The 21,036-nt window shown below is 69.8% G+C and carries 19 protein-coding genes; 12 read left to right on the top strand and 7 right to left on the bottom strand.

Annotation, left to right across the window (positions count from 1 at the left end; translation table 11 throughout):
• Positions 1 to 30 precede the first annotated feature (30 nt).
• Together ACFYPC_RS07975 and ACFYPC_RS07970 are read left to right on the top strand one after the other, a co-directional pair.
• Complete coding sequence (locus tag ACFYPC_RS07975) at positions 31 to 1,920, top strand: hypothetical protein (protein WP_388672522.1); 1,890 nt, start codon at positions 31 to 33, stop codon at positions 1,918 to 1,920.
• Positions 1,917 to 3,854, top strand: a complete 1,938-nt coding sequence (locus ACFYPC_RS07970) for a glycogen debranching N-terminal domain-containing protein (RefSeq protein ID WP_388672520.1) — start codon at positions 1,917 to 1,919, stop codon at positions 3,852 to 3,854. Before ACFYPC_RS07975 ends, ACFYPC_RS07970 begins: the two co-directional genes overlap by 4 nt.
• 10 nt (positions 3,855 to 3,864) lie before the next feature.
• Here the strand turns inward: ACFYPC_RS07970 and ACFYPC_RS07965 are convergent, their stop codons facing one another.
• Positions 3,865 to 4,329 carry a VOC family protein gene (locus tag ACFYPC_RS07965; protein ID WP_388672519.1) on the bottom strand — a complete coding sequence of 155 codons (465 nt, stop codon included), beginning with the start codon at positions 4,327 to 4,329 and terminating at the stop codon, positions 3,865 to 3,867.
• A gap of 198 nt (positions 4,330 to 4,527) precedes the next feature.
• Here ACFYPC_RS07965 and ACFYPC_RS07960 point away from each other — a divergent pair, with 198 nt between their 5' ends.
• Entirely contained in the window at positions 4,528 to 5,220 is a 693-nt protein-coding gene (locus tag ACFYPC_RS07960) for a carbon-nitrogen hydrolase family protein (protein WP_388672517.1), read from the top strand.
• A gap of 81 nt (positions 5,221 to 5,301) precedes the next feature.
• On the opposite strand, the gene dusB is transcribed toward ACFYPC_RS07960, so the two are convergent.
• A complete protein-coding gene (gene dusB, locus ACFYPC_RS07955) occupies positions 5,302 to 6,474 on the bottom strand; it encodes a tRNA dihydrouridine synthase DusB (RefSeq protein ID WP_388672515.1) in 1,173 nt (390 codons plus the stop codon).
• 81 nt (positions 6,475 to 6,555) lie between these two features.
• Between dusB and ACFYPC_RS07950 the strand changes: the two genes are divergently transcribed.
• A complete protein-coding gene (locus ACFYPC_RS07950; protein WP_388672513.1) occupies positions 6,556 to 8,007 on the top strand; it encodes an MFS transporter in 1,452 nt (483 codons plus the stop codon).
• A gap of 151 nt (positions 8,008 to 8,158) precedes the next feature.
• Complete coding sequence (locus tag ACFYPC_RS07945; RefSeq protein ID WP_388672511.1) at positions 8,159 to 8,878, top strand: tetratricopeptide repeat protein; 720 nt, start codon at positions 8,159 to 8,161, stop codon at positions 8,876 to 8,878.
• A gap of 274 nt (positions 8,879 to 9,152) precedes the next feature.
• Here ACFYPC_RS07945 and ACFYPC_RS07940 read toward each other — a convergent pair whose 3' ends face one another.
• Positions 9,153 to 10,061 carry a helix-turn-helix transcriptional regulator gene (locus ACFYPC_RS07940; protein ID WP_388672509.1) on the bottom strand — a complete coding sequence of 303 codons (909 nt, stop codon included), beginning with the start codon at positions 10,059 to 10,061 and terminating at the stop codon, positions 9,153 to 9,155.
• Positions 10,062 to 10,162: 101 nt separating this feature from the next.
• Here ACFYPC_RS07940 and ACFYPC_RS07935 point away from each other — a divergent pair, with 101 nt between their 5' ends.
• Together ACFYPC_RS07935 and ACFYPC_RS07930 are read left to right on the top strand one after the other, a co-directional pair.
• On the top strand, positions 10,163 to 11,593 hold the full coding sequence (locus tag ACFYPC_RS07935) for an MFS transporter (RefSeq protein ID WP_388672507.1): 1,431 nt from the start codon (positions 10,163 to 10,165) through the stop codon (positions 11,591 to 11,593).
• A 203-nt stretch (positions 11,594 to 11,796) separates the two neighbouring features.
• On the top strand, positions 11,797 to 12,003 hold the full coding sequence (locus ACFYPC_RS07930; RefSeq protein WP_388672505.1) for a hypothetical protein: 207 nt from the start codon (positions 11,797 to 11,799) through the stop codon (positions 12,001 to 12,003).
• Between the two features lie 176 nt (positions 12,004 to 12,179).
• Here ACFYPC_RS07930 and ACFYPC_RS07925 read toward each other — a convergent pair whose 3' ends face one another.
• Positions 12,180 to 12,770, bottom strand: a complete 591-nt coding sequence (locus ACFYPC_RS07925) for a TetR family transcriptional regulator (RefSeq protein WP_388672503.1) — start codon at positions 12,768 to 12,770, stop codon at positions 12,180 to 12,182.
• 26 nt (positions 12,771 to 12,796) lie between these two features.
• A complete protein-coding gene (locus tag ACFYPC_RS07920) occupies positions 12,797 to 13,801 on the bottom strand; it encodes an aldo/keto reductase (RefSeq protein ID WP_388672501.1) in 1,005 nt (334 codons plus the stop codon).
• A gap of 279 nt (positions 13,802 to 14,080) precedes the next feature.
• On the opposite strand from ACFYPC_RS07920, the gene ACFYPC_RS07915 reads away from it, so the two are divergent.
• Complete coding sequence (locus ACFYPC_RS07915) at positions 14,081 to 15,133, top strand: chitinase (protein ID WP_388672499.1); 1,053 nt, start codon at positions 14,081 to 14,083, stop codon at positions 15,131 to 15,133.
• 87 nt (positions 15,134 to 15,220) lie between these two features.
• Here the strand turns inward: ACFYPC_RS07915 and ACFYPC_RS07910 are convergent, their stop codons facing one another.
• Positions 15,221 to 16,603, bottom strand: coding sequence for a glycine--tRNA ligase (locus ACFYPC_RS07910; RefSeq protein ID WP_388672497.1), 1,383 nt, complete (start codon positions 16,601 to 16,603; stop codon positions 15,221 to 15,223).
• A gap of 132 nt (positions 16,604 to 16,735) precedes the next feature.
• On the opposite strand from ACFYPC_RS07910, the gene ACFYPC_RS07905 reads away from it, so the two are divergent.
• The 4 genes from ACFYPC_RS07905 (at position 16,736) to ACFYPC_RS07890 (ending at position 20,001) form a co-directional block, all read left to right on the top strand.
• Positions 16,736 to 17,698 (top strand): metal ABC transporter substrate-binding protein, encoded by a 963-nt coding sequence (locus ACFYPC_RS07905; RefSeq protein WP_388672495.1) that lies wholly within the window; start codon positions 16,736 to 16,738, stop codon positions 17,696 to 17,698.
• A 92-nt stretch (positions 17,699 to 17,790) separates the two neighbouring features.
• A complete protein-coding gene (locus ACFYPC_RS07900) occupies positions 17,791 to 18,561 on the top strand; it encodes a metal ABC transporter ATP-binding protein (protein ID WP_388672493.1) in 771 nt (256 codons plus the stop codon).
• Between the two features lie 61 nt (positions 18,562 to 18,622).
• Positions 18,623 to 19,525: a metal ABC transporter permease gene (locus ACFYPC_RS07895; RefSeq protein WP_388672491.1), complete on the top strand. Its 903-nt coding sequence runs from the start codon at positions 18,623 to 18,625 to the stop codon at positions 19,523 to 19,525.
• Between the two features lie 59 nt (positions 19,526 to 19,584).
• Complete coding sequence (locus tag ACFYPC_RS07890) at positions 19,585 to 20,001, top strand: Fur family transcriptional regulator (RefSeq protein WP_388672489.1); 417 nt, start codon at positions 19,585 to 19,587, stop codon at positions 19,999 to 20,001.
• A 152-nt stretch (positions 20,002 to 20,153) separates the two neighbouring features.
• Here the strand turns inward: ACFYPC_RS07890 and ACFYPC_RS07885 are convergent, their stop codons facing one another.
• Positions 20,154 to 20,999 carry an isoprenyl transferase gene (locus ACFYPC_RS07885; RefSeq protein WP_388672487.1) on the bottom strand — a complete coding sequence of 282 codons (846 nt, stop codon included), beginning with the start codon at positions 20,997 to 20,999 and terminating at the stop codon, positions 20,154 to 20,156.
• Between the last annotated feature and the right edge of the window lie 37 nt (positions 21,000 to 21,036).

Raw genomic sequence — 21,036 nt, 5'->3', positions numbered from 1 at the left:
GGTCGGCAGGATGTCTTCCGGGAGACCCGAGTGGACCGCACAACCCAGCTCACCGCCTTGCGCACGGGAATCACCACCTCCGTGCGCACCTCCGGCACACCCCTGGCCGCCTCCGGACCACCCTCCTCGCCCGGTCGGGCCGAGGCGACCCGTAGCGGAACACTTGTATACGATCCTGCCGAGACGGCGGGTTCGCTGCACCTCAGGGCGGCCCGGGTGCTGAACGGCAACTGGACAGGAACGTCCACCGTGCCCTCGCGCGGTCTGTACCCGCACCAGTGGTCCTGGGACTCCGCATTCATCTCCATCGGGCTGCGCCACCTGTCCCCCCTGCGGGCACAGACGGAGCTGGAGACGCTGCTCGGCGCGCAGTGGGGCGACGGCAGGATCCCGCACATCGTCTTCAACCCCTCCGTGCCGCTCGACGCGTACTTCCCGAGCCCCGACTTCTGGCGTTCCTCGACCGCGGGGGCCGCCGCGGGTGCCCCGCGCACCGTACAGACGTCCGGCATCGTGCAGCCACCCGTGCACGCGCTCGCCGCGTGGCTGGTGCACCAGGCCGACCCGGGCCTCTCCCGGGCCCGCGGCTTCCTCTCCCGCGCCTATCCCCGGCTGGCGGCCTGGCACCGCTATCTGCTGCACCGCCGGGACCTGGGCGGCGCGGGTCTGGCCTCCGTGGTCCACCCCTGGGAGCAGGGCATGGACAACAGCCCCTGCTGGGACGCCCCACTGAGCCGGATCACCCCGGCCCCGCCCCGCTCCTTCCGCCGCGCCGACCTCGACCACGGGGCCCCCGAGGACCGGCCGACGGATCTGGACTACGGGCGGTATGTGCGGCTGGCGACGGACTACCGGGACGGTGGGTACGCGGACGGAGGCGGCGAGTTCGCGGTCGAGGACCCTTCGTTCAACGCACTGCTGATCGCCTCCGAGCACGCCCTCGCCCACATCGCACAGGAGCTGGGCGCGGCCGGGACCGCCCGGCACGCCCGCGCGGAGCGCCTCACGGCGGCACTGGTGGATCGGCTGTGGGACCCGACAGAGGGGATGTTCTTCTGCCGGGACGTGTACGGGGGTGACGGGGGGAGCGGTGCTCTCGGAGCGGAGCGGGGCTCTCGGAACGGTGCTCTCGCTTCTGAGCAGCGCTCTCGGAGCGGTGCTCTCGGAACAGAGCGTCGCTCACAGAGCAGCACTTTCGAAGCGGAGCGGGGTTCACGGAGCGGCGCTCTCGAAGCGGAGCAGCGCTCTCGGGGCAGTGTTCTCGGAGCCGGGCGGAGGGCAGAGAGCAGCGCTCTCGAAGCGGAGCGGCGCTCTCAGAGCAGTGCCCTCGAATTGGAGCACCGCTCTCAGAGCAGTGCCCTCGGAACAGAGCAGCGCTCGCAGCAGCGCGGTGCTCTCATCCCCGAGCGCAGTGTCTCGGGCCTGATCCCGCTGCTCCTGCCCGCGCTGCCCCGAGACATCGCGGCCACTCTCGTGCGCACCGCGAGCGGGCGGCACTTCGGGCTCGGTGACACCACCCGGCTCGCGCCGAGTTACGACCTGAGCGGGGAGGCATTCGATCCGCACCGCTACTGGCGCGGTCCCGCCTGGTTCAACACCAACTGGCTGCTGGAGCGCGGTCTGCGGCTGCACGGCGAGCAGACGCGCGCGGACGAGCTGCGAGCAGCGCTGCTCGACACGGCCGGGGAGTCCGGATTCGCGGAGTACGTGGACCCGTACACCGGCGAGGCCTGCGGAGCACTCGGCTTCAGCTGGACGGCCGCGCTGACGCTGGATCTGCTGCACTCACCCGCGGGGGCGGACCAGTTCGCGTCCCACCCGGGACACGAGACGTTCGACAGGGCACACAGCGCAGGCACCTACGGGAACGCGCGCGCGTACGCATTCGAGACGGGCGCCAAGGGAGGGGACCGGGGATGACGGATCGGCATCATCTGCTCGTGCACGGTGGGACGTTCGCCGCCGTGGGCGACGGCGGGGACATCAGCGGGGTACGGGGCGGCAGCTCCCCCGACGGCTTATTCGTGCGCGACGCACGGCACTTGAGCCGCTGGCAACTGACCCTGGACGGCGCGGTGCCCGAAGCACTGACGCCGGTCGCGGACGGCGACACGGCGCGCTGTGTGCTCGTACCCCGAGGCGGCCGCAACGAGCCGCCCGCGTACACGGTCTTCCGTGAACAGGCCGTCGCCGAGGGCGCGTTCGTGGAGGCGCTGCGCGTCACCAGCAACCGCCCTGCCCGCACGACGGTCCGCGTCGCGGTCACCGCGGACGCCGACTTCACAGACCAGTTCGAACTGCGCTCCGACTACCGTACGTACGCCAAGACGGGCGTCGTCCGCTCCCGCGAAGTCCTCGACGACGGCGTGCGGTTCGGCTATCAGCGCGGCGAATGGCGGTCCTGTACGACGGTCACCTCCGAGCCCGCCCCGGACGGCGTGGAGGAGACGGGCACGGGCGCCCGTCGTCTCGTATGGACCCTGGAACTCGAACCGCACGGCAGCGCGGAGCTGTCGCTTCGGGTGGCGGCGCGTCCGCACGGCGCCTCGCACGATCCCGACGTACCACCCTCCCCCGCCGCCGCGAACGACCAACTCCTCGTTCTCGAAGGTGAGTTCACGGAAGGCGTGGCCTTCCCGACCGGCTGGCCGGAGCTGGCCGCGGCCTGCGCGCGGGGTCTGTCCGACCTCGCCGCGCTGCAGGTCCCGGCCCGCGGCCCGGACGGCGAGGAGCTGCGCGTCCCGGCGGCCGGAGTCCCGTGGTTCCTGGCCCTGTTGGGCCGAGACGCGCTCCTGACCTCCCTCTTCGCCCTTCCCTACCGTCCCCAACTCGCCGCCGCCACGCTCCCGGCACTCGCCGCGACTCAGGCGACCGAGGTGGGCGCGGAGGCGGTGTGCCAGCCCGGCAAGATCGTGCACGAGGTGCGGCACGGGGAGCTGGCGCACTTCGGGCAGGTGCCGTACGGGCGTTACTACGGTTCGGTGGACGCGACGCCACTGTTCCTGGTGCTGCTCGGCGCGTACACCGAGCAGACCGGTGATGTGAGCGTGGCCCGCCGTCTGGAGGCCAACGCCCGTGCGGCGATCGGCTGGATGCTGGACCACGGCGGGCTGACCTCGCGCGGCTATCTCGTCTACCGCGCGGACGGCGGCGGGCTCGCCAACCAGAACTGGAAGGACTCCCCGGGCGCCATCTGCTCGGCCGACGGCAGCCGCCCCTCCGGTCCGGTGATGGCGGCGGGCGCGCAGGGGTACGCGTACGACGCGTTGCGCCGCACCGCGCACCTGTCCCGCACGGTCTGGGACGACGAGGTCTACGCGGCCCTCCTCGAACAGGCCGCCGCCGACCTCCGGGACCGCTTCCAGCGGGACTTCTGGATGCCCGAACACGCCTTCCCCGCGCTGGCGTTGGACGGTGACGGGCGCCATGTGGACGCCCTCGCCTCCGACGCGGGTCACCTGCTCTGGTCGGGTCTGCTCGACAAGGAGTACGGCGAGCTGGTCGGCCGACGTCTCCTCGAACCCGACTTCTTCTCCGGCTGGGGCGTCCGTACCCTCGCCTCCGGCCAGGCGGCGTACCACCCGCTCTCGTACCACCGCGGCTCGGTCTGGCCGCACGACAACGCCCTGATCGCCCTGGGCCTGGCGAGGTACGGCCTGCACGACGAGGCCCGCACCGTCGCCAACGCCCTGGTCGACGCCGCCACATCCGCCGGCCACCGGCTCCCCGAGGTTCTCGCGGGCTACGGCCGCGACACCCACGGCGAGCCGGTGCCCTACCCGCACGCGTGCGTACGGGAGTCGAGGTCGGCGGCGGCACCGCTGGCGCTGCTGACGGCGGTGGGGGGAGCGTAGACCTCCAGCTCTAGTCGTCGGATTCAGTGAACCCGTCGAGCTCGGTGAAGAGGGTCAGCTGAAGGGCTCCCGGTGCTTCCAGCCGGGAGTTCAGCGAGTTCCAGGGGGTACGCGTCGGCTCCGCGATCACCTCAGCTCCGGCTGCGGCCAGCCTCACCGTGGCGGCGGCGGAGTCGTCGACCTGGAAGGCGACCCGTACATGGCCGGCCACCCGCCGCCCGACCTCGACCTCGTCGATGAAGGCGGCGTGGTTCGGGTCGGTCAGCTCCAAGGTGGCCCGGCCGGCGTCGAGGATGGTGACCCGCCCGTCGGGCGAGGAGTACGCTCCGCGCTCGGTCAGGCCGAGTACGTCGCGGTAGAAGTGCAGCGCGGCGTCGTAGTCGGCCGCCGTGACGACGAGGCGGAGTTCGCTGACGGCGGGTTCGGCCGCAGCGGGCTTTTCGCCTGCGGCGGGCTTATCGTCGGCGTCGGACATTGCGGCTCCTTGGGGGATCGCGAGTACGAGGAAGTACGAGCGAGTACGAACTGGTCAACCGACCCATCGAGCGGGCGATTCCCCTGTGCGGCGCCACAAGGCGATCATGCTCGCGCCGCTACAGGCGTTGGTTGCGCAAATGCTCGCCGTGTGGCCGCTCTGTAGGGTGATCGTGCGAATCGACGAGGGGAGTTCGGGGTGGAGCAGGCGTTGAGCATCGCGGTGGCGCAGCCGAGGTGCACGGCTTACGACGTGACGGCCAACGCGGTGGCCCACGCGGAGGCTGTTCGCGCGGCGGACGCGCGGGTGGTGGTTTTCCCCGAGATGTCCCTGACGGGATACGAGCTGGACGCGGAGCCGGTCGTTCCGGACGACCAACGGCTGGCTCCGATCGTCGCCGCATGCGCCGAGACCGGGACGCTTGCCCTTGTCGGCGCGCCTGTGCCGGGTCCGCACATCGGCATCCTGGCCGTGGACCGAGACGGCGCGCGGGTGGCTTATGGGAAGGCGTACCTCCACGGCAGCGAGGCCGCTCACTTTGTGCCCGGGGAGCCGGCCGTGATCGTAGTGGACGGGTGGCGGCTGGGGCTTGCCGTCTGCCGCGACACGGGTATCCCCGAGCACGCCGCGAAGACGGCCGCGCTGGGCATCGACGGGTACGTCGCTGGGGTTGTCCACGCCGATCACGAGGCTGAGGTCCACGGCGAGCGGGCCCGCCGGGTCGCAGCCGACCACGGTGTGTGGGTCGCCGCGGCCGCCTTCGCAGGTCCGACCGGTGGCGGCTTCGACCGCACGTCCGGCCGTTCGGGCATCTGGTCCGCCGACGGGAAACTCCTCGCGGAGGCGAGCGCCGCCCCCGATGAGATCGCGCGGGCGGTTTTCACCAAATGAGTCCGAGTCACAGCCCGTGGTCGAGGCCGGGAGATCGGAAGCAGTGCCCTGGCGGTCCCGCGCAGCCCCGGGCAGCCCCAACTACCCCCCGGACGTGTCCAGTTCCGCGTCCTCGCCGATCCCCGAGCAGTCGTACGGGTCCTTGAGCCAACCCTCCGGCAGGACAACCCTGTTGTTGCCGGACGTACGGCCGCGGGGTCCGTCCGCGCCGAGCGGCCAGGGCTGGTCGAGGTCCAACTCGGCGAGCCCGTCGGAGAGTTCGGCGATGGACGAGCTGATGGCGAGACGCCCCCGCATCTCGGAGCCGACGGCGAAGCCCTTGAGGTACCAGGCGACGTGCTTGCGGAAGTCGATGACGCCTCGCGCCTCGTCGCCGATCCACTCGCCGAGCAGCGTCGCATGCCGGACCATCACGGCCGCGACCTCACGGAGCGTCGGGCGGGCGTACCCACCAGGGCCACCGGCTCCGGCCTCGCGCCCCTCGAAGGCCGCCACCAGATCCCCGAACAGCCACGGCCGCCCCAGGCACCCTCGCCCGACCACCACTCCGTCACAGCCGGTCTCGCGCACCATCCGCAACGCGTCGTCGGCGGACCAGATGTCGCCGTTGCCGAGGACGGGAATCTCCGGCACATGCTCCTTGAGGCGCGCGATGGCGTCCCAGTCCGCCGTGCCGCCGTAGTGCTGGGCGGCGGTCCGGCCATGCAGGGCGATCGCCGTGACACCTTCCTCGACCGCGATCCGTCCGGCGTCCAGGTAGGTGATGTGGTCGTCGTTGATGCCCTTGCGCATTTTCATCGTGACGGGGAGATCACCGGCCCCGCCGACGGCCTCCCGGAGGATCGCCCGCAGCAGGTTCCGCTTGTACGGGAGGGCGGACCCACCGCCCTTGCGCGTCACCTTCGGGACCGGGCAGCCGAAGTTCAGGTCGATGTGGTCGGCGAGGCCCTCCTCCGCGATCATGCGGACGGCCTTGCCGACGGTCGCCGGGTCCACTCCGTACAGCTGGATCGAACGCGGCTTCTCTGTCGCGTCGAAGTGGATCAGCTGCATGGTCTTCTCGTTGCGCTCGACCAGCGCCCGCGTGGTGATCATCTCGCTGACGAAGAGCCCCTTGCCGCCGCTGAACTCCCGGCACAGTGTGCGGAAGGGCGCGTTCGTGATACCGGCCATGGGTGCCAGGACGACGGGCGGCTGGACGGTGTGCGGGCCGATCGACAGCGGGGGCGCGGGAGCGAGGGTGGGCGTGGACATTCCCCCATTGTCACGTACGCGGGCGAGTGGAGCGACAGTCATTAGTTAGACGCACTATTGAAATGGTCGTACCATGGTGGAATGCCCGAGCTCAGCCCCCGCCACCGCATGCTGGTGCTCGCGATCTGCTGCATGAGTCTGCTGATCGTGAGCCTCGACAACACCGTGCTGAACGTCGCCCTGCCCTCCATGCAGAAGGAACTGCACGCGAGCCTGGCAGGCCTCCAGTGGACGATCGACGCGTACACGCTGGTTCTCGCCTCCCTGCTGATGCTGGCGGGCTCGACCGCCGATCGCATCGGCCGCCGGAAGGTCTTCATCGCGGGCCTGGTCATTTTCACGCTCGGCTCGCTGCTGTGCTCGCTCGCCCCGAACCTCGAATCGCTCGTGGCGTTCCGCATGGTGCAGGCGGTCGGCGGTTCGATGCTGAACCCGGTGGCGATGTCGATCATCACCAATACGTTCACGGATCCGCGCGAGCGCGCCCGGGCGATCGGTGCGTGGGGCAGCGTGGTCGGCATATCGATGGCCCTGGGGCCCCTGGTCGGCGGGCTGCTCGTGGACTCGGTCGGCTGGCGTTCGATCTTCTGGATCAACCTCCCGGTCGGCCTGGCCGCACTCCTGCTCACCCTGCGCTACGTCCCCGAGTCCCGCGCCCCCAAGGCCCGCCGCCCCGACCCGGTCGGCCAGCTCCTTGTCATCGCGCTTCTCGGCTCCCTCACCTACGCGATCATCGAGGCGCCCACCTCGGGCGCCGTCAAGATCGTGGCCTTCGGCGCGGTCGCCGTCGCTTCACTGATCGGCTTCCTCCGGTACGAGCGTCGGCGCGACGAACCCCTCATCGACCTGCGCTTCTTCCGTTCCGCGCCGTTCAGCGGGGCCACCGTCATAGCCGTCTGCGGATTCGCGGCGCTGAGCGGATTCCTGTTCCTCTCGACGCTCTACCTGCAGAACGTGCGCGGCCTGGACGCGCTGCACGCGGGCCTGTGGATGCTGCCGATGGCGGCCATGTGCTTCGTCTGCGCCCCGCTGTCGGGCCGGCTGGTCGGCAGCCGCGGCCCCCGCCTGCCCCTGCTGATCGCCGGAGTCGCGATGACCGCGAGCGGGGTGCTGTTCGCCGCGTTCGAGGGCGAGACCTCGAACACCACGCTGGTCATCGGCTACGTCCTCTTCGGCCTCGGCTTCGGCTTCGTGAACGCGCCCATCACCAACACCGCCGTCTCCGGCATGCCCCGCGCCCAGGCCGGCGTCGCCTCCGCCATCGCCTCCACCAGCCGCCAGATCGGCGGCACCCTCGGCGTCGCGGTGATCGGCGCGGTGCTGGCCTCCGGAGTGAGCACGACGGCGTACAAGGACACCTTCGTGGCGGCCGCCGCCCCCGCCTGGTGGATCATCGCCGGATGCGGCCTCGCCGTCCTCCTCCTGGGCGCCCTGACCAGCGGAGCCTGGGCACGGAAGACGGCCGAGCAGACGGCGGCCCGGCTGCAGCCGGAACCCGTGCGGACACGGGACTCGACGGGCGTACAGGCCTGACACCGCGTTCCCGTCCGCGCGCCCGGACCGGCCAGCCCCGGCCGGCCAACCGCTGCCTGGCCCGGGCCCACCCTGCCCGGCCAACCTCTGCCGGTATGACGTTCCTGGCAACCTCTGCCGGTATGACCTTGGCTGGTTAACCTCTGCCGGTATGACCTTCTACGAAGAGGCCGTCGAAGCGTTTCGGCGCCGCGAAATCGACGTGGTGCAGCGCCTGAGCGAGGAAGAGATCACCCGCGCCCAGGCCGCCGGTGACGTCGCCGCCGAGGTTGAAGCGGTGGGCTGCCTGGCACGTATCGCCATCGTGGACGGCGACCTTCCCGAGGCCCGGCGTCTGGCCGGGGAGGCCCGGGAGCTCGCCCGGCGAACCAGCGACCGCCGCCTGGAACGGACCCCTCTGCACATCCTGGCGGGCACCGCACGCATGGATGGTGACGTACCGGCCGCTCGTCGCCTGCTCGCGGAGAGCATCGCTCTCAACGAGTCCCTGGGCGAGCGCAGAAGCGTCGCGAACGAACGGCACAACCTGGCGTATCTGGAACTGCACGCGGGCGAGGTCCAGAAGGCCCGAGAGCTGTTCTCCGCGGCCCGACGCGAGGTGGTGGAGGGCGAGATGACGAACATGTACCCGCAGGTGGCTCTGAGCACAGCGGTCATCGCGGCCGCCGACGGCGACCACCGCCGTGCGACCCGGTACCTGGCGGCAGTCGACAGCGAACTGCGAAGGATCGGGCATCACCTGGACCCTGATGACGCCCAGGAGCACCAGGCCCTCCGTGAACGGCTGGTGGAGGAGCTCGGCCGCGACTCGTTCGACGCCGAGTACCGGACGGGATCCAGCCTTGCCCTCCTGGAAGTGATCTCCGGGTAGACCACCGCGGCCGGTCGGCCCGGACCGCCACGGCCACCGACGCCAGTGGGCCCGGACCGCCATGGCCACCACGGCCGGTGGACCCGGACCGCCATGGCCACCCGCCGCCCTCGCCGTGGTCCACACTCGCGAAACCGGGCATGACATCACCGGAAACCGCCCGCTCGGGTACGAACCCCGTACCGACAGCCGCGCGCGTACGAAGCCCAAACTGATGACGAGGCCAAACCGCCTACGAAGCCCAAACCGATGACGAAGCCCAAGCCGATGAGGCTCAAGCCATGACCGCCGCCCCGCGCTCCTGGGCGATCGCGTGCAGCTTCTCCAGCCGCTCGCGCGACTCCACGTCCGCGGGCACGTAGGTCACCAGGCGTGTCCCCACGTCCGGACCGAGCCACAGGTCGGTGTGGTCGACGGTGATGCGACCGACGTACGCGTTGCGGAACTCCTTGCGCTTGGTGCTCGCGCCGACCACCTCGTGGCGGTCCCAGGCCGCGCAGAAGTCCGGCGACTCCGCACGCAGCCGCTTGAGAAGCGTCTTCCAGGCGGGCGAGGCGAGATGCCCGGCCATCGAGGCGCGGAACTTGGCCGCCATGAGGCGGGTGGTCTCGTCCAGATGCACGATCGACGAGCGCCACTCCTCGTTCGTGTAGGCGAGGACCATGCAGTTCCGGTCCTCGCTCGGTACGGCGTCGAGGTCGCAGAGCAGCAGGCTGTACGTGCGGTTGTACGCGAGGATGTCGTACCGGCTGTTCTGGACACAGGCCGGCATCGGCTCGAGCTGCTCCAGGATGGTCCGCAGGGCTGGGGACACCGTCGGGCAGGTCATGGGGGGCGCCGGGTCGACGGCTCCGGCCAGCTGGAAGAGGTGCCCTCGCTCGCTCTGGTCGAGCATCAGAGTGCGGGCGAGTGCGTCGAGCACCTGCACGGAGACATGGATGTCGCGGGCCTGTTCCAGCCACGTGTACCAGGTGACCCCGACGGCGGCGAGCTGTGCGACCTCCTCGCGGCGCAGGCCGGGGGTTCGCCGGCGGGGGCCGCGGGACAGACCGACCTGTTCGGGGGTGACGTGCTCGCGGCGGTGGCGCAGGAAGGCGGCCAGCTCGTGCCGCCGGATCTCCGCCTCGCGACCGCCGTACCGCCTGGTCGCCGCCCCCGGATAGTCGTATGCCATCGTTGTCATGCTCCTAGCCTGCCGCACGTCCTACCCTGTTGCCAGGTACTCCCTCTACCAGGATAAGTAAACTCTGGTACCAGCCTGGGACCGGGAGCAGGCTGGAGCACGTGACCGAAACCGGAACCGTCGCCACCCCCGTCCGATCCCCCGCCTCCCCACCCGTGCTTGGCGGCCTCGGACTCTTCACGGTGCTGATCGGCGCGGCCCTGCCGCTGATCGACTTCTTCATTGTGAACGTCGCGCTGCCGACCATGGGCCAGGACCTGCACGCGAGCGCGTCCGTCCTGGAACTCGTCATCGCCGGGTACGGAGTCTCGTACGCCGTCCTCCTCGTCCTCGGCGGCAGGCTCGGCGACCTCTTCGGCCGGCGTCGGCTCTTCCTCGTCGGCATGGCGGCCTTCGGCCTGACCTCGCTGGCGTGCGGCCTCGCGCCCAGCGCCTGGACGCTGGTGGCCGCCCGGGTCGCGCAGGGTGCGGCGTCCGCCGCGATGCTGCCGCAGGTGCTCGCCACCATCCAGTCGGCGACCGCCGGGCCGCGCCGCGCCAAGGCGATGAGCCTGTACGGCGCGACAGCCGGGCTCTCCATGGTGGCCGGGCAGATCCTCGGCGGCGTACTCATCGCCGCCGACATCGCGGGCACCGGCTGGCGCGCGGTGTTCCTCGTCAATGTGCCCGTGGTGATCCTCGGTCTGGTGCTGGCCACGCGCGCGGTCCCCGAGACGCGCTCGCAGCACCCGGAGCCGATCGACGGCCCCGGCACGGTACTTCTCGCCATAGCGTTGCTCGCGCTGCTGGCCCCGCTCACCGAGGGCAGGGCGGCGGGCTGGCCGCTGTGGACCTGGCTGTCGCTGGCACTGTTCCCCGTCGCGGCGGCGGCGTTCTACTTCGTCGAACGCCGGGCGGACCGCAGAGGCCGTACGCCACTGGTGCCGCCGAGCCTGCTCGCGCTGCCGTCGTTGCGCCGGGGTCTGGTGATGATCGTGCCGTTCTCGATCGGCTTCAGCGGGTTCATGTTCGTGATCGCGGTGGCCCTGCAGGACGGTGCGGGGCTCGGTCCGGTCCAGGCGGGGCTGGCCCTCGCGCCGATGGCGGCGGCGTTCTTCGTGGTCTCGCTGTGCGGTCCGCGGCTGATCGCTCGTTACGGCACCCGGGTCGTCACCGCCGGCGGAGTCGTGCAGGCGGTGGGCGTGGCCCTCATGGCGCTGGCCGCCTGGCGGTCCTGGCCGGACCTGGGTATCTGGGAGCTGGTGCCGGGTGCGGCGGTGGCGGGCGCGGGCCAGGCCCTCCAACTCCCCGTTCTCTTCCGGATCATCCTCTCCGAGGTCCCGCCCGCACGCGGGGGCGTGGGCAGCGGCGTCATGATCACCACCCAGCAGTCCGCCCTCGCCCTCGGTGTGGCCACCCTGGGCACCCTCTTCCTGTCCCTCGTCCCGGGTCACGGAATGCAGGACGCGCTGGTGACAACGCTGCTGGTCCAGCTCGCGATCGGGATCCTGACCACGGGCCTGAGCCTGCGGCTGCCGCGCACGATCAGCTGACGGCCCACCCCTTGGTCACCAACTCCCGTACGGACACCGAGCATGAGAGTCTCATCACGCTGATGCGGCGGATCGTGACGACGGACGACCGCGCCGCCAACTCACGGCCAAAGAATCCCCGTTGATCTTCGCCATGCTGCACACTCCTTGCTGCGTAAGGGAATGCGGTAACGCGGCATCACTCGGTATCACCAGGAGGTGGCATGCTGCAGATCAACACGAGCAAGGTAAGCCGCTGGGACCAGCACGGCCGCGAGCACGTCGTACGGGTTCAGCGGGCGGGCGTACAGCGCACGATCAAGTGCGACACGTGCGGGTGGCGCAAGGCGGCGCAGTTCCTGCCCTGGCTGAAGGCGGAGGAACACCTGACAGAGGCGCACCAGGCGACGGTGGACCCGACGGAGAGGTAGCCGCTCCACGGCGGTTGCGTGCCGGCCCCGGAGCCTCACGGCGCCGGATCGCCGGGGCGGTGGGCATCTCCACCGGCACCGCTCGTGACGTCCGTCCCCACCGCCTGGTGAGAACCCCGTGGTCACGGCCCGCGCACCCGGTGCCGCGAGCAGGGACTCGCGGTCAGGCGTGCACGTCAGGCGCGCACCCCTCGTACGACCAGGTCCACGAGCGCCTCGAACTCCCCGTCGATGCCGGGCTGTTCCCACTCCCGGGAGTAGGCGGGGTCGTGGAAACGATTGGTGGCGTCGAAGAGGGCGCGGGCCGTGACGGCCGGGGCGTCGGACGCGAAGACGCCGCGCCGCACCCCGTCCTCGACGATCTCGACGAGCTGGCCGGTGAGGTCGGCGATGTGGTGGTCGACGACGCCGCCGTTCTCGCCGGTCAGCAACACCAGGTAGGTGGCGAAGAGTTGGGGGTCGTCGCCGGCCTTTCGGCGCTTGGCGGCGAAGAGCGCCGTGAACCAGTCACGCAGGCGGGACTCGGGGTCGCGGTCCTCGGCGACGATGCCCGCCAGGGACTCCGACGTACGGTCCAGCCAACGCTTCGTGACCGCCTCGCGCAGCGCCGCCTTCGTGGCGAAGTGGCGGTAGACGCTGCCGTGACTGACGCCGAGCGCGCGCGCCACGTCCACCACGGTGGCCTTGGCGGGACCGTGGCGGCGCAGCACCTCCTCGGTCGCTTCGAGGATGCGCTCGGCGGTCAGTGCTTCGGTGGTCGGTGCCATGACGAGGACGGTACCTGCCGGTACCGTCAGCGCTCCGTGCCGAGGTGCGCCATCTGCGCCTGCGGGTAACGGTCGCCCGCGGCGGCGCCGTCCGGCACGGCCTCCTCGATGGCGGCGAGGTCGTCGGCGCCGAGCGTCACGTCCAGCGCGCCCAGCGCCTCCGTCAGCCGGTCGCGGCGCCGGGCGCCCACCAGCGGCACGATGTCCTCGCCGCGCGAGAGCACCCAGGCGATGGCGATCTGCGCGACGCTGACGCCCTTCTGCTCGGCGACCTTCCGCAGCGCGTCGACCAGGTCAAGGTTGTGCTGGAGGTTGTCGCCCTGGAATCGGGGGCTCATCCCGCGGAAGTCGTCAGCGGCCAGCTGCCGGTCCCGCGTGAAGTGCCCGGAGATCAGCCCGCGCGACAGCACGCCGTACGCGGTGATGCCGATGCCCAGCTCACGGGTGGTCGGCAGAATCTCGTCCTCGATGCCGCGCGAGATGAGCGAGTACTCGATCTGGAGGTCCGAGACGGGGGCGGTGGCGGCAGCCCGGCGGATGGTCCCGGCGCCCACCTCGCTGAGCCCGATGTGCCGTACGTGCCCGGCCTCCACCAGCTCCGCGATCGCCCCCACCGTCTCCTCGATCGGCACATCGGTGTCGGCACGGGCGATCCGGTACACGTCGATGTGGTCCACGCCGAGCCGCCGCAACGAGTACGCGGCGAAGTTCTTCACGGCCGCAGGGCGCCCGTCGTACCCCACCCAGCCGCCGTCCGGGTCACGCAGCGCGCCGAACTTGACGCTCGTCAGCGCCTGCTCCCGCCGAGCCGCGGGCGCAGTACGCAAGGCCTCGCCGATCAGCAGCTCGTTGTGGCCCATGGCGTAGAAGTCACCGGTGTCGAGCAGGGTCACACCCGCTTCGAGCGCGGCGTGGATGGTGGCGATGGACTCGGCCCGGTCCGCATCGCCGTACAGCGCGGACATGCCCATACAGCCGAGACCGAGGGCGGAGACCTGAGGGCCGGTGGATCCGAGAGGACGGGTTCGCATGAGGGCTCCTTGGGGTTCTCCGGGCGCGGAAAGCGCTCGGAGGATGTCGTGCGTCCACCATGGCATGACAGCTGACAGATTTCAATATCTGTCAGCTGTCATCTGTCAGCTGTTACCTGTCAGATACCGTCTGCCGTCTGCCGTCCGCCGTCTGCCATCTGTCATCTGTCATCTGCCAGTCCCCGCGCGATCCAGGGCCTCTTGACGAATGGTCTGGACCAAGAGCACTGTCATGCCTACGACACCTCACCCCCCGCACCCCCCACCGGGAGGCCTCGCATGATCCGTCGGAAGCTGCGTCTGCTCGCCGTGGCGCTGGCGGCAGTGGTATTCACCCCACTGTCGATCGCCACCGCCCCGAGCGCATCCGCTGCCGATACCTGCGCCGTGAAGTCCCGCCCGTCCGGCAAGGTCCTCCAGGGTTACTGGGAGAACTGGGACGGCTCGTCCAACGGCGTTCACCCGCCCTTCGGCTGGACCCCGATCACCGACTCCCGTATCGCGGCGCACGGTTACAACGTGATCAACGCGGCGTTCCCGGTGATCCGTTCCGACGGGACCGCGCTGTGGGCGGACGGGATGGACACGGGCGTGAAGGTCGCGACGCCCGCCGAGATGTGCGCGGCGAAGGCGTCGGGGCAGACGATCCTGATGTCCATCGGCGGGGCGGCGGCCGGGATCGACCTCAGTTCCGCCACCGTGGCCGACAAGTTCGTCGCGACGATCGTCCCGATCCTCAAGCAGTACAACTTCGACGGTATCGACATCGACATCGAGACCGGCCTGGTCGGCAGCGGCAACATCAACACGCTCTCCGCCTCGCAGGCCAACCTGATCCGCATCATCGACGGGGTGCTGGCCCAGATGCCGTCGAACTTCGGGCTCACCATGGCCCCCGAGACCGCCTACGTCACCGGCGGCAGCGTCGCGTACGGCTCGATCTGGGGCTCGTACCTGCCGATCGTGAAGAAGTACGCGGACAACGGGCGCCTGTGGTGGCTGAACATGCAGTACTACAACGGCAGCATGTACGGCTGCTCCGCCGACTCCTACTCCGCGGGTACCGTCCAGGGTTTCACCGCCCAGACCGACTGCCTGAACAAGGGACTTGTCGTCCAGGGCACCACGATCAAGGTGCCGTACGACAAGCAGGTCCCCGGCCTCCCGGCCCAGTCCGGCGCCGGCGGCGGCTACATGACCCCGAGCCTCGTCTCCCAGGCATGGCGCACCTACGGCACCTCCCTCAAGGGCCTGATGACCTGGTCCATCAACTGGGACGGCTCGAAGAACTGGACGTTCGGCGACAACGTCAAGGCGCTGCAAGGCCGTTGAGAAGCCCCCGCGGGACCGGTTGAAACACTGGTGCCGGGCCCCCGTCGATCCGGGGCCCGGCACCAGTGATGTTGTCGACGACCTGACTCAGCAGCCGATCAGCCGCGTGGCGAGGTAGCCCTCGATCTGGTCGAGCGACACACGCTCCTGCTTCATCGTGTCGCGCTCGCGCACGGTCACCGCGTTGTCGTCGAGCGTGTCGAAGTCGACCGTGACGCAGAACGGGGTGCCGATCTCGTCCTGGCGGCGGTAGCGGCGGCCGATGGCGCCGGCGTCGTCGAAGTCGATGTTCCAGTTCTGCCGGAGCGCGGCGGCAAGGCCCTTGGCCTTCGGGGAGAGCTCCGGGTTGCGGGACAGCGGGAGAACCGCGACCTTGACCGGGGCCAGGCGCGGGTCGAGGCGCAGCACCGTGCGCTTCTCCATCTTGCCCTTGGCGTTCGGGGCCTCGTCCTCGATGTAGGCGTCGAGGAGGAAGGCGAGCATCGAGCGGCCGACACCGGCGGCGGGCTCGATGACGTACGGGGTCCAGCGCTCGCCGGCCTCCTGGTCGAAGTAGGAGAGGTCCTGGCCGGAGGCCTTGGAGTGCGCGTTCAGGTCGTAGTCGGTGCGGTTGGCGACGCCCTCCAGCTCACCCCATTCGTTGCCGCCGAACTGGAAGCGGTACTCGATGTCGGCGGTGCGCTTGGAGTAGTGCGAGAGCTTCTCGGCCGGGTGCTCGAACCAGCGCATGTTCTCCTCGCGCATACCGAGGCCGGTGTACCAGTTCCAGCGCTCCTGCATCCAGTACTCCTGCCACTTCTCGTCCTCGCCCGGCTTGACGAAGAACTCCATCTCCATCTGCTCGAACTCGCGGGTGCGGAAGATGAAGTTGCCGGGCGTGATCTCGTTGCGGAAGGACTTGCCCATCTGCGCGATGCCGAAGGGCGGCTTGCGGCGCGAAGTCTGCTGCACCTGGGCGAAGTTGGTGAAGATGCCCTGCGCGGTCTCGGGGCGCAGGTAGGCGACGGAGCCGCTGTCCTGCGTCACACCGAGGTGGGTGGAGAGCAGGCCGGAGAACTGCTTGGGCTCGGTGAACTGGCCCTTGTTACCGCAGTTGGGGCAGTTGACGTCCGCGAGGCCGTTCTCCGGGAGGCGCTTGTGCTTCGCCTCGTAGGCCTCCTCCAGGTGGTCGGCGCGGTAGCGCTTGTGGCAGGAGGTGCACTCGGTGAGGGGGTCGGTGAACGTGGCGACGTGGCCGGAGGCGACCCAGACCTCGGTTGCCAGGATCACGGACGAGTCGATACCGACGACGTCCTCACGGGAGGTGACCATGTAACGCCACCACTGGCGCTTGAGGTTCTCCTTGAGCTCGACGCCGAGCGGGCCGTAGTCCCAGGCGGCCTTCTGTCCACCGTAGATCTCACTACAGGGATAGACGAAGCCACGGCGCTTGCTCAGGCTGACGATGGTGTCGATCTTGTCGGCGGCCACGGTGCTCTCTTCATTACGAACGGACGGCAGCGAATGACTTAGGTTACCGGCGCCTCCCACCCCGGTATCAAATCGGTTGGTTGACGGAACCCTTGTTGACAATCGTTTCCAAATTTGTTGAAAATGAGTGTCATGAACGTACGACGACGCCTCATATCCGGGACTGCTGTGACCGCGGCCACAGTCCTCGGTCTCGGCACCCTCTCCGCCTGCTCGGACTCGTCCGCCGCCGACAACAACAGCAGCGGGAAGCTCGACGTCGTGGCGTCGTTCTACCCCCTGCAGTATCTCGCCCAGGAGATCGGCGGGAACCACGTGAGTGTCACGAACCTGACCGAGCCCGGCCAGGAGCCGCACGACCTGGAGATCAGCGCCAAGCAGACCGCGCAGCTCCAGGAGGCCGACGCCGTCCTCTACCTGAAGAACCTCCAGCCGGCCGTCGACGACGCCGTGGCGCAGTCCGAGGTCAAGACCAAGATCGACGCCGCGACGCTGACCACCCTGGAGAAGCACGGCAACGAGGTCGGCGGCCACGCGGCCGAGCACGACGACACCGAGGGCGAGGAGACCGGCGCCACCGACCCGCACATCTGGCTGGACCCGGTGAAGTACGCCGAGGTCGCCGAGGGTGTCGGCAAGGCCTTCGAGAAGGAGGACCCGGACAACGCCGCCGACTACAAGGCGAACACGGACGCGCTGGTCAAGAAGCTCGACGCCCTCAACACCCAGTACGAGGACGGGCTCAAGAACACCACGAGCAAGGTCTTCATCACCACCCACGCGGCCTTCGGCTACCTCGCCGAGCGCTACGGCCTCACCGAGGAGGCCATCAACGGCCTGGACCCGGAATCGGAGCCCAGCGCGAACCGCGTCAAGGACCTTGAGACCATGGCCAAGGCGGACGGTGTCACCACCGTGTTCTACGAGACCCTGGTCAGCGACGACACCGCCAAGACCATCGCCAACGACGCGGGCCTGAAGACCGACGTCCTCGACCCCATCGAGGGCATCACCGACAAGTCCAGGGGCGACGACTACCTGCAGGTCATGGAGTCGAACCTGAAGGCTCTGGAGACGGCACTGGGCGCCAAATGACAGACGGCGCCCGGTGAGCGAACGCACCACGAAGTAACGCACCACGAAGTGACGCACCACGAAGTGACGCAACGAACACGGAGGACGGCGGAATGAAGAGCGAGCCCGTCATATCCCTGCGCGGAGTGACCGCGGAACTCGGCTCACGCCCCGTCCTGCGCGGTATCGACCTCACCGTGAACCACGGCGAGGTCGTCGCCCTGCTCGGCGCCAACGGCTCCGGCAAGTCCACCGCCGTCCGCAGCATCATCGGCCAAGTGCCGGTCAGCGGCGGCGAGATCGAGATCTTCGGCACCCCGCGCCGCCGCTTCGACGACTGGGCGCGCGTGGGCTACGTACCGCAGCGCACCACGGCCGCGGGTGGCGTGCCCGCGACGGTGACCGAGATCGTCGCCTCGGGGCGGCTGTCCCGCGCCCGCTTCGGCGTGCTGCGCAAGGCCGACCACGAGGCCGTGCAGAAGGCCATCGCGCTCGTCGGCCTGGCCGACCGCGCCAAGGACTCCGTGAACGCGCTGTCCGGCGGCCAGCACCAGCGGGTGCTGATCGCCCGCGCGCTGGCCTCCGAGCCCGAACTGCTGATCATGGACGAGCCGATGGCGGGCGTCGACCTGGCGAGCCAGGAGGTGCTGGCCTCGACCCTGCGCAAGCAGGTCGCCCAGGGCACCTCCGTCCTCCTCGTCCTGCACGAACTGGGCCCGCTGGAGCCGCTGATCGACCGCGCGGTCGTCCTGCGCGACGGCTGCGTCATGCACGACGGCCCGCCCCCGGCCGCGGTCGGCCAGCACGCGCTGCCCGGCCACGACCACGTACACCCGCACGCGGCTCACGACGCCGAACCGATCCGGACGGGACTGCTGAGCTGATGGGACCGAAGAAACTGGTGGAGCCGATGAAGCCGATGAAGCCGATGGGGCTGAAGAGCTGATGGACTTCCTCGATTACGCCTTCATGCAGCGGGCCCTGCTCGCCGCCGTCCTCGTCGGCATCACCGCGCCCGCCGTCGGCATCTACCTCGTGCAGCGCCGCCAGGCCCTGATGGGCGACGGAATCGGCCACGTGGCGATGACCGGCGTCGGCCTCGGCTTCCTGCTCTCCTGGTCTCCGGTGTGGATGGCGACGGCCGTCTCCGTGGTCGGCGCGGTCCTCATGGAGCTGATCCGCTGGTACGGCAAGACGCGCGGCGACATCGCCCTCGCCATGCTCTTCTACGGCGGCATGGCCGGCGGCGTGATGTTCATCAACCTCGCGCCGACCGGCTCGAACGCCAACCTCACCTCGTACCTCTTCGGCTCGCTGTCCACCGTCTCGGAGTCCGACGTGACGGCGATCTGCGTCCTGGCGGCCTTCGTCGTACTGGTCACGGTGGGCCTGCGCCGCCAGCTGTTCGCGGTCAGCCAGGACGAGGAGTTCGCGCGTGTGACGGGCCTGCCGGTGCGCGCCCTGAACCTGCTCACGGCCGTCACGGCGGCGGTCACGGTGACCGTCGCGATGCGCGTCGTGGGCCTGCTGCTGGTGTCCGCCCTGATGGTCGTTCCGGTCGCCGCGGCGCAGCAGCTCAGCCGGAGTTTCGCCGCCACCTTCGCGATCGCGGTGGCCATCGGCGTGAGCGTGACGATCGGCGGCACCGTGACCTCGTACTACCAGGACGTGCCGCCGGGCGCGACCATCGTGCTGCTGACCATCGGCACGTTCATCGTGCTGACCGCGCTGGCGACACCGCTCGCACGGCGCAGGGCCCGGGCGCTGGCGGTCTCGCAGGCTGCCGGGGACCCGGCGGAGTGCGCGATTCCGGCCACCCGTGGGACGGACGGGAAGGTCGGCGTCTGACTGGGCACATCCCGGACTGGCACAATGGCCTGGCAAGTGCAGACGTGGAGGAGGCAACGGTGACAACCGCTGGATCGCCCGTACGGGGCCGTTCGACCCGGCAACGTACCGCCGTGGCGGCGGCGCTGGACGAGGTGGACGAGTTCCGCAGCGCGCAAGAACTCCACGACATGCTGAAGCACAAGGGCGACTCCGTCGGGCTGACCACCGTCTATCGCACGCTGCAGTCCCTCGCCGACGCCGGCGAGGTCGATGTCCTGCGCACCTCCGACGGTGAGTCCGTCTACCGTCGCTGCTCCACCGGCGACCACCACCACCACCTCGTCTGCCGCGTCTGCGGCAAGGCCGTCGAGGTGGAGGGCCCGGCCGTCGAGACCTGGGCCGAGGCGATCGCGGCGGAGCACGGCTATGTGAACGTGGCGCACACGGTCGAGATCTTCGGCACGTGCGCGGAGTGCGCTGCCGCCAAAGGGTAGCTAGCCGGGGATCGCCTCTGTCTGCGGGCAGGTAGCCCCAGGGACCGCCTCTGTCTGCGGGCTCAGCGGGGTCGGCCCGCAGTGCCCCGCGCCCCTGAAGGGGCGCTCCGTTGGCGCCCCTTCAGAAGGTCCGGATGTCCGGCTGCTCCGGGCTACTCCGGCCGGCCCTTCATGGCCTCCTCCATCGCGAGCAGTTGCTCGTTCGGGACGGCGCCGCCGAAGCGGCGGTCGCGGGAGGCGAACTCGACGCACGCGCGCCACAGATCGCGCCGGTCGAAGTCCGGCCACAGCACGTTCTGGAAGACCATCTCGGCGTAAGCGCTCTGCCAGAGCAGGTAGTTGGAGGTGCGCTGCTCACCGCTCGGCCGCAGGAACAGGTCCACGTCCGGCATGTCCGGGTAGTAGAGGTACTTCGCGAAGGTCTTCTCGCTGACCTTCGACGGGTCGAGCCGGCCGGCCTTGATGTCCTGCGCCATGGCCTGCGCGGCATCGGCGATCTCGGCGCGGCCGCCGTAGTTCATGCAGAAATACAGCGTCAGCCGGTCGTTGTCCTTGGTCTGCTCCTGGGCGACCTGGAGTTCCTTGGCCACCGATTTCCACAGCTTGGGCATCCGGCCCACCCAGCGGACCCGGATGCCGAGTTCGTCGAGCTGGCCCCGCGTCTTGCGGATGAAATCGCGGTTGAAGTTCATCAGAAAGCGCACCTCGTCGGGCGAGCGCTTCCAGTTCTCGGTGGAGAATGCGTACAGCGAGATGGAACCGACTCCCACCTCGATCGCTCCCTGCAGTACGTCCAGTACGCGCTCGGCGCCGACCTTGTGCCCCTCGGTACGCGGCAGCCCACGGTCCTTGGCCCAGCGTCCGTTGCCGTCCATGACGATCGCCACATGGTTCGGCACGAGCTCACCGGGGAGTTTGGGCGCACGGGCACCGGACGGATGCGGTTCCGGCGTCCTGTACTCGCGGCGCTGGCGTCCCAGGATCCCGCGTACAGCCATGTGTTTCTCGTCTCCTTTGGTTCTTTGGTTCTTGGTT

Source organism: Streptomyces sp. NPDC005808 (genome assembly GCF_042871385.1).
Taxonomy (GTDB): domain Bacteria; phylum Actinomycetota; class Actinomycetes; order Streptomycetales; family Streptomycetaceae; genus Streptomyces.
Note: the sequence above shows the minus strand (reverse complement) of the source record. Positions and strands in the feature narration are given on the sequence as shown.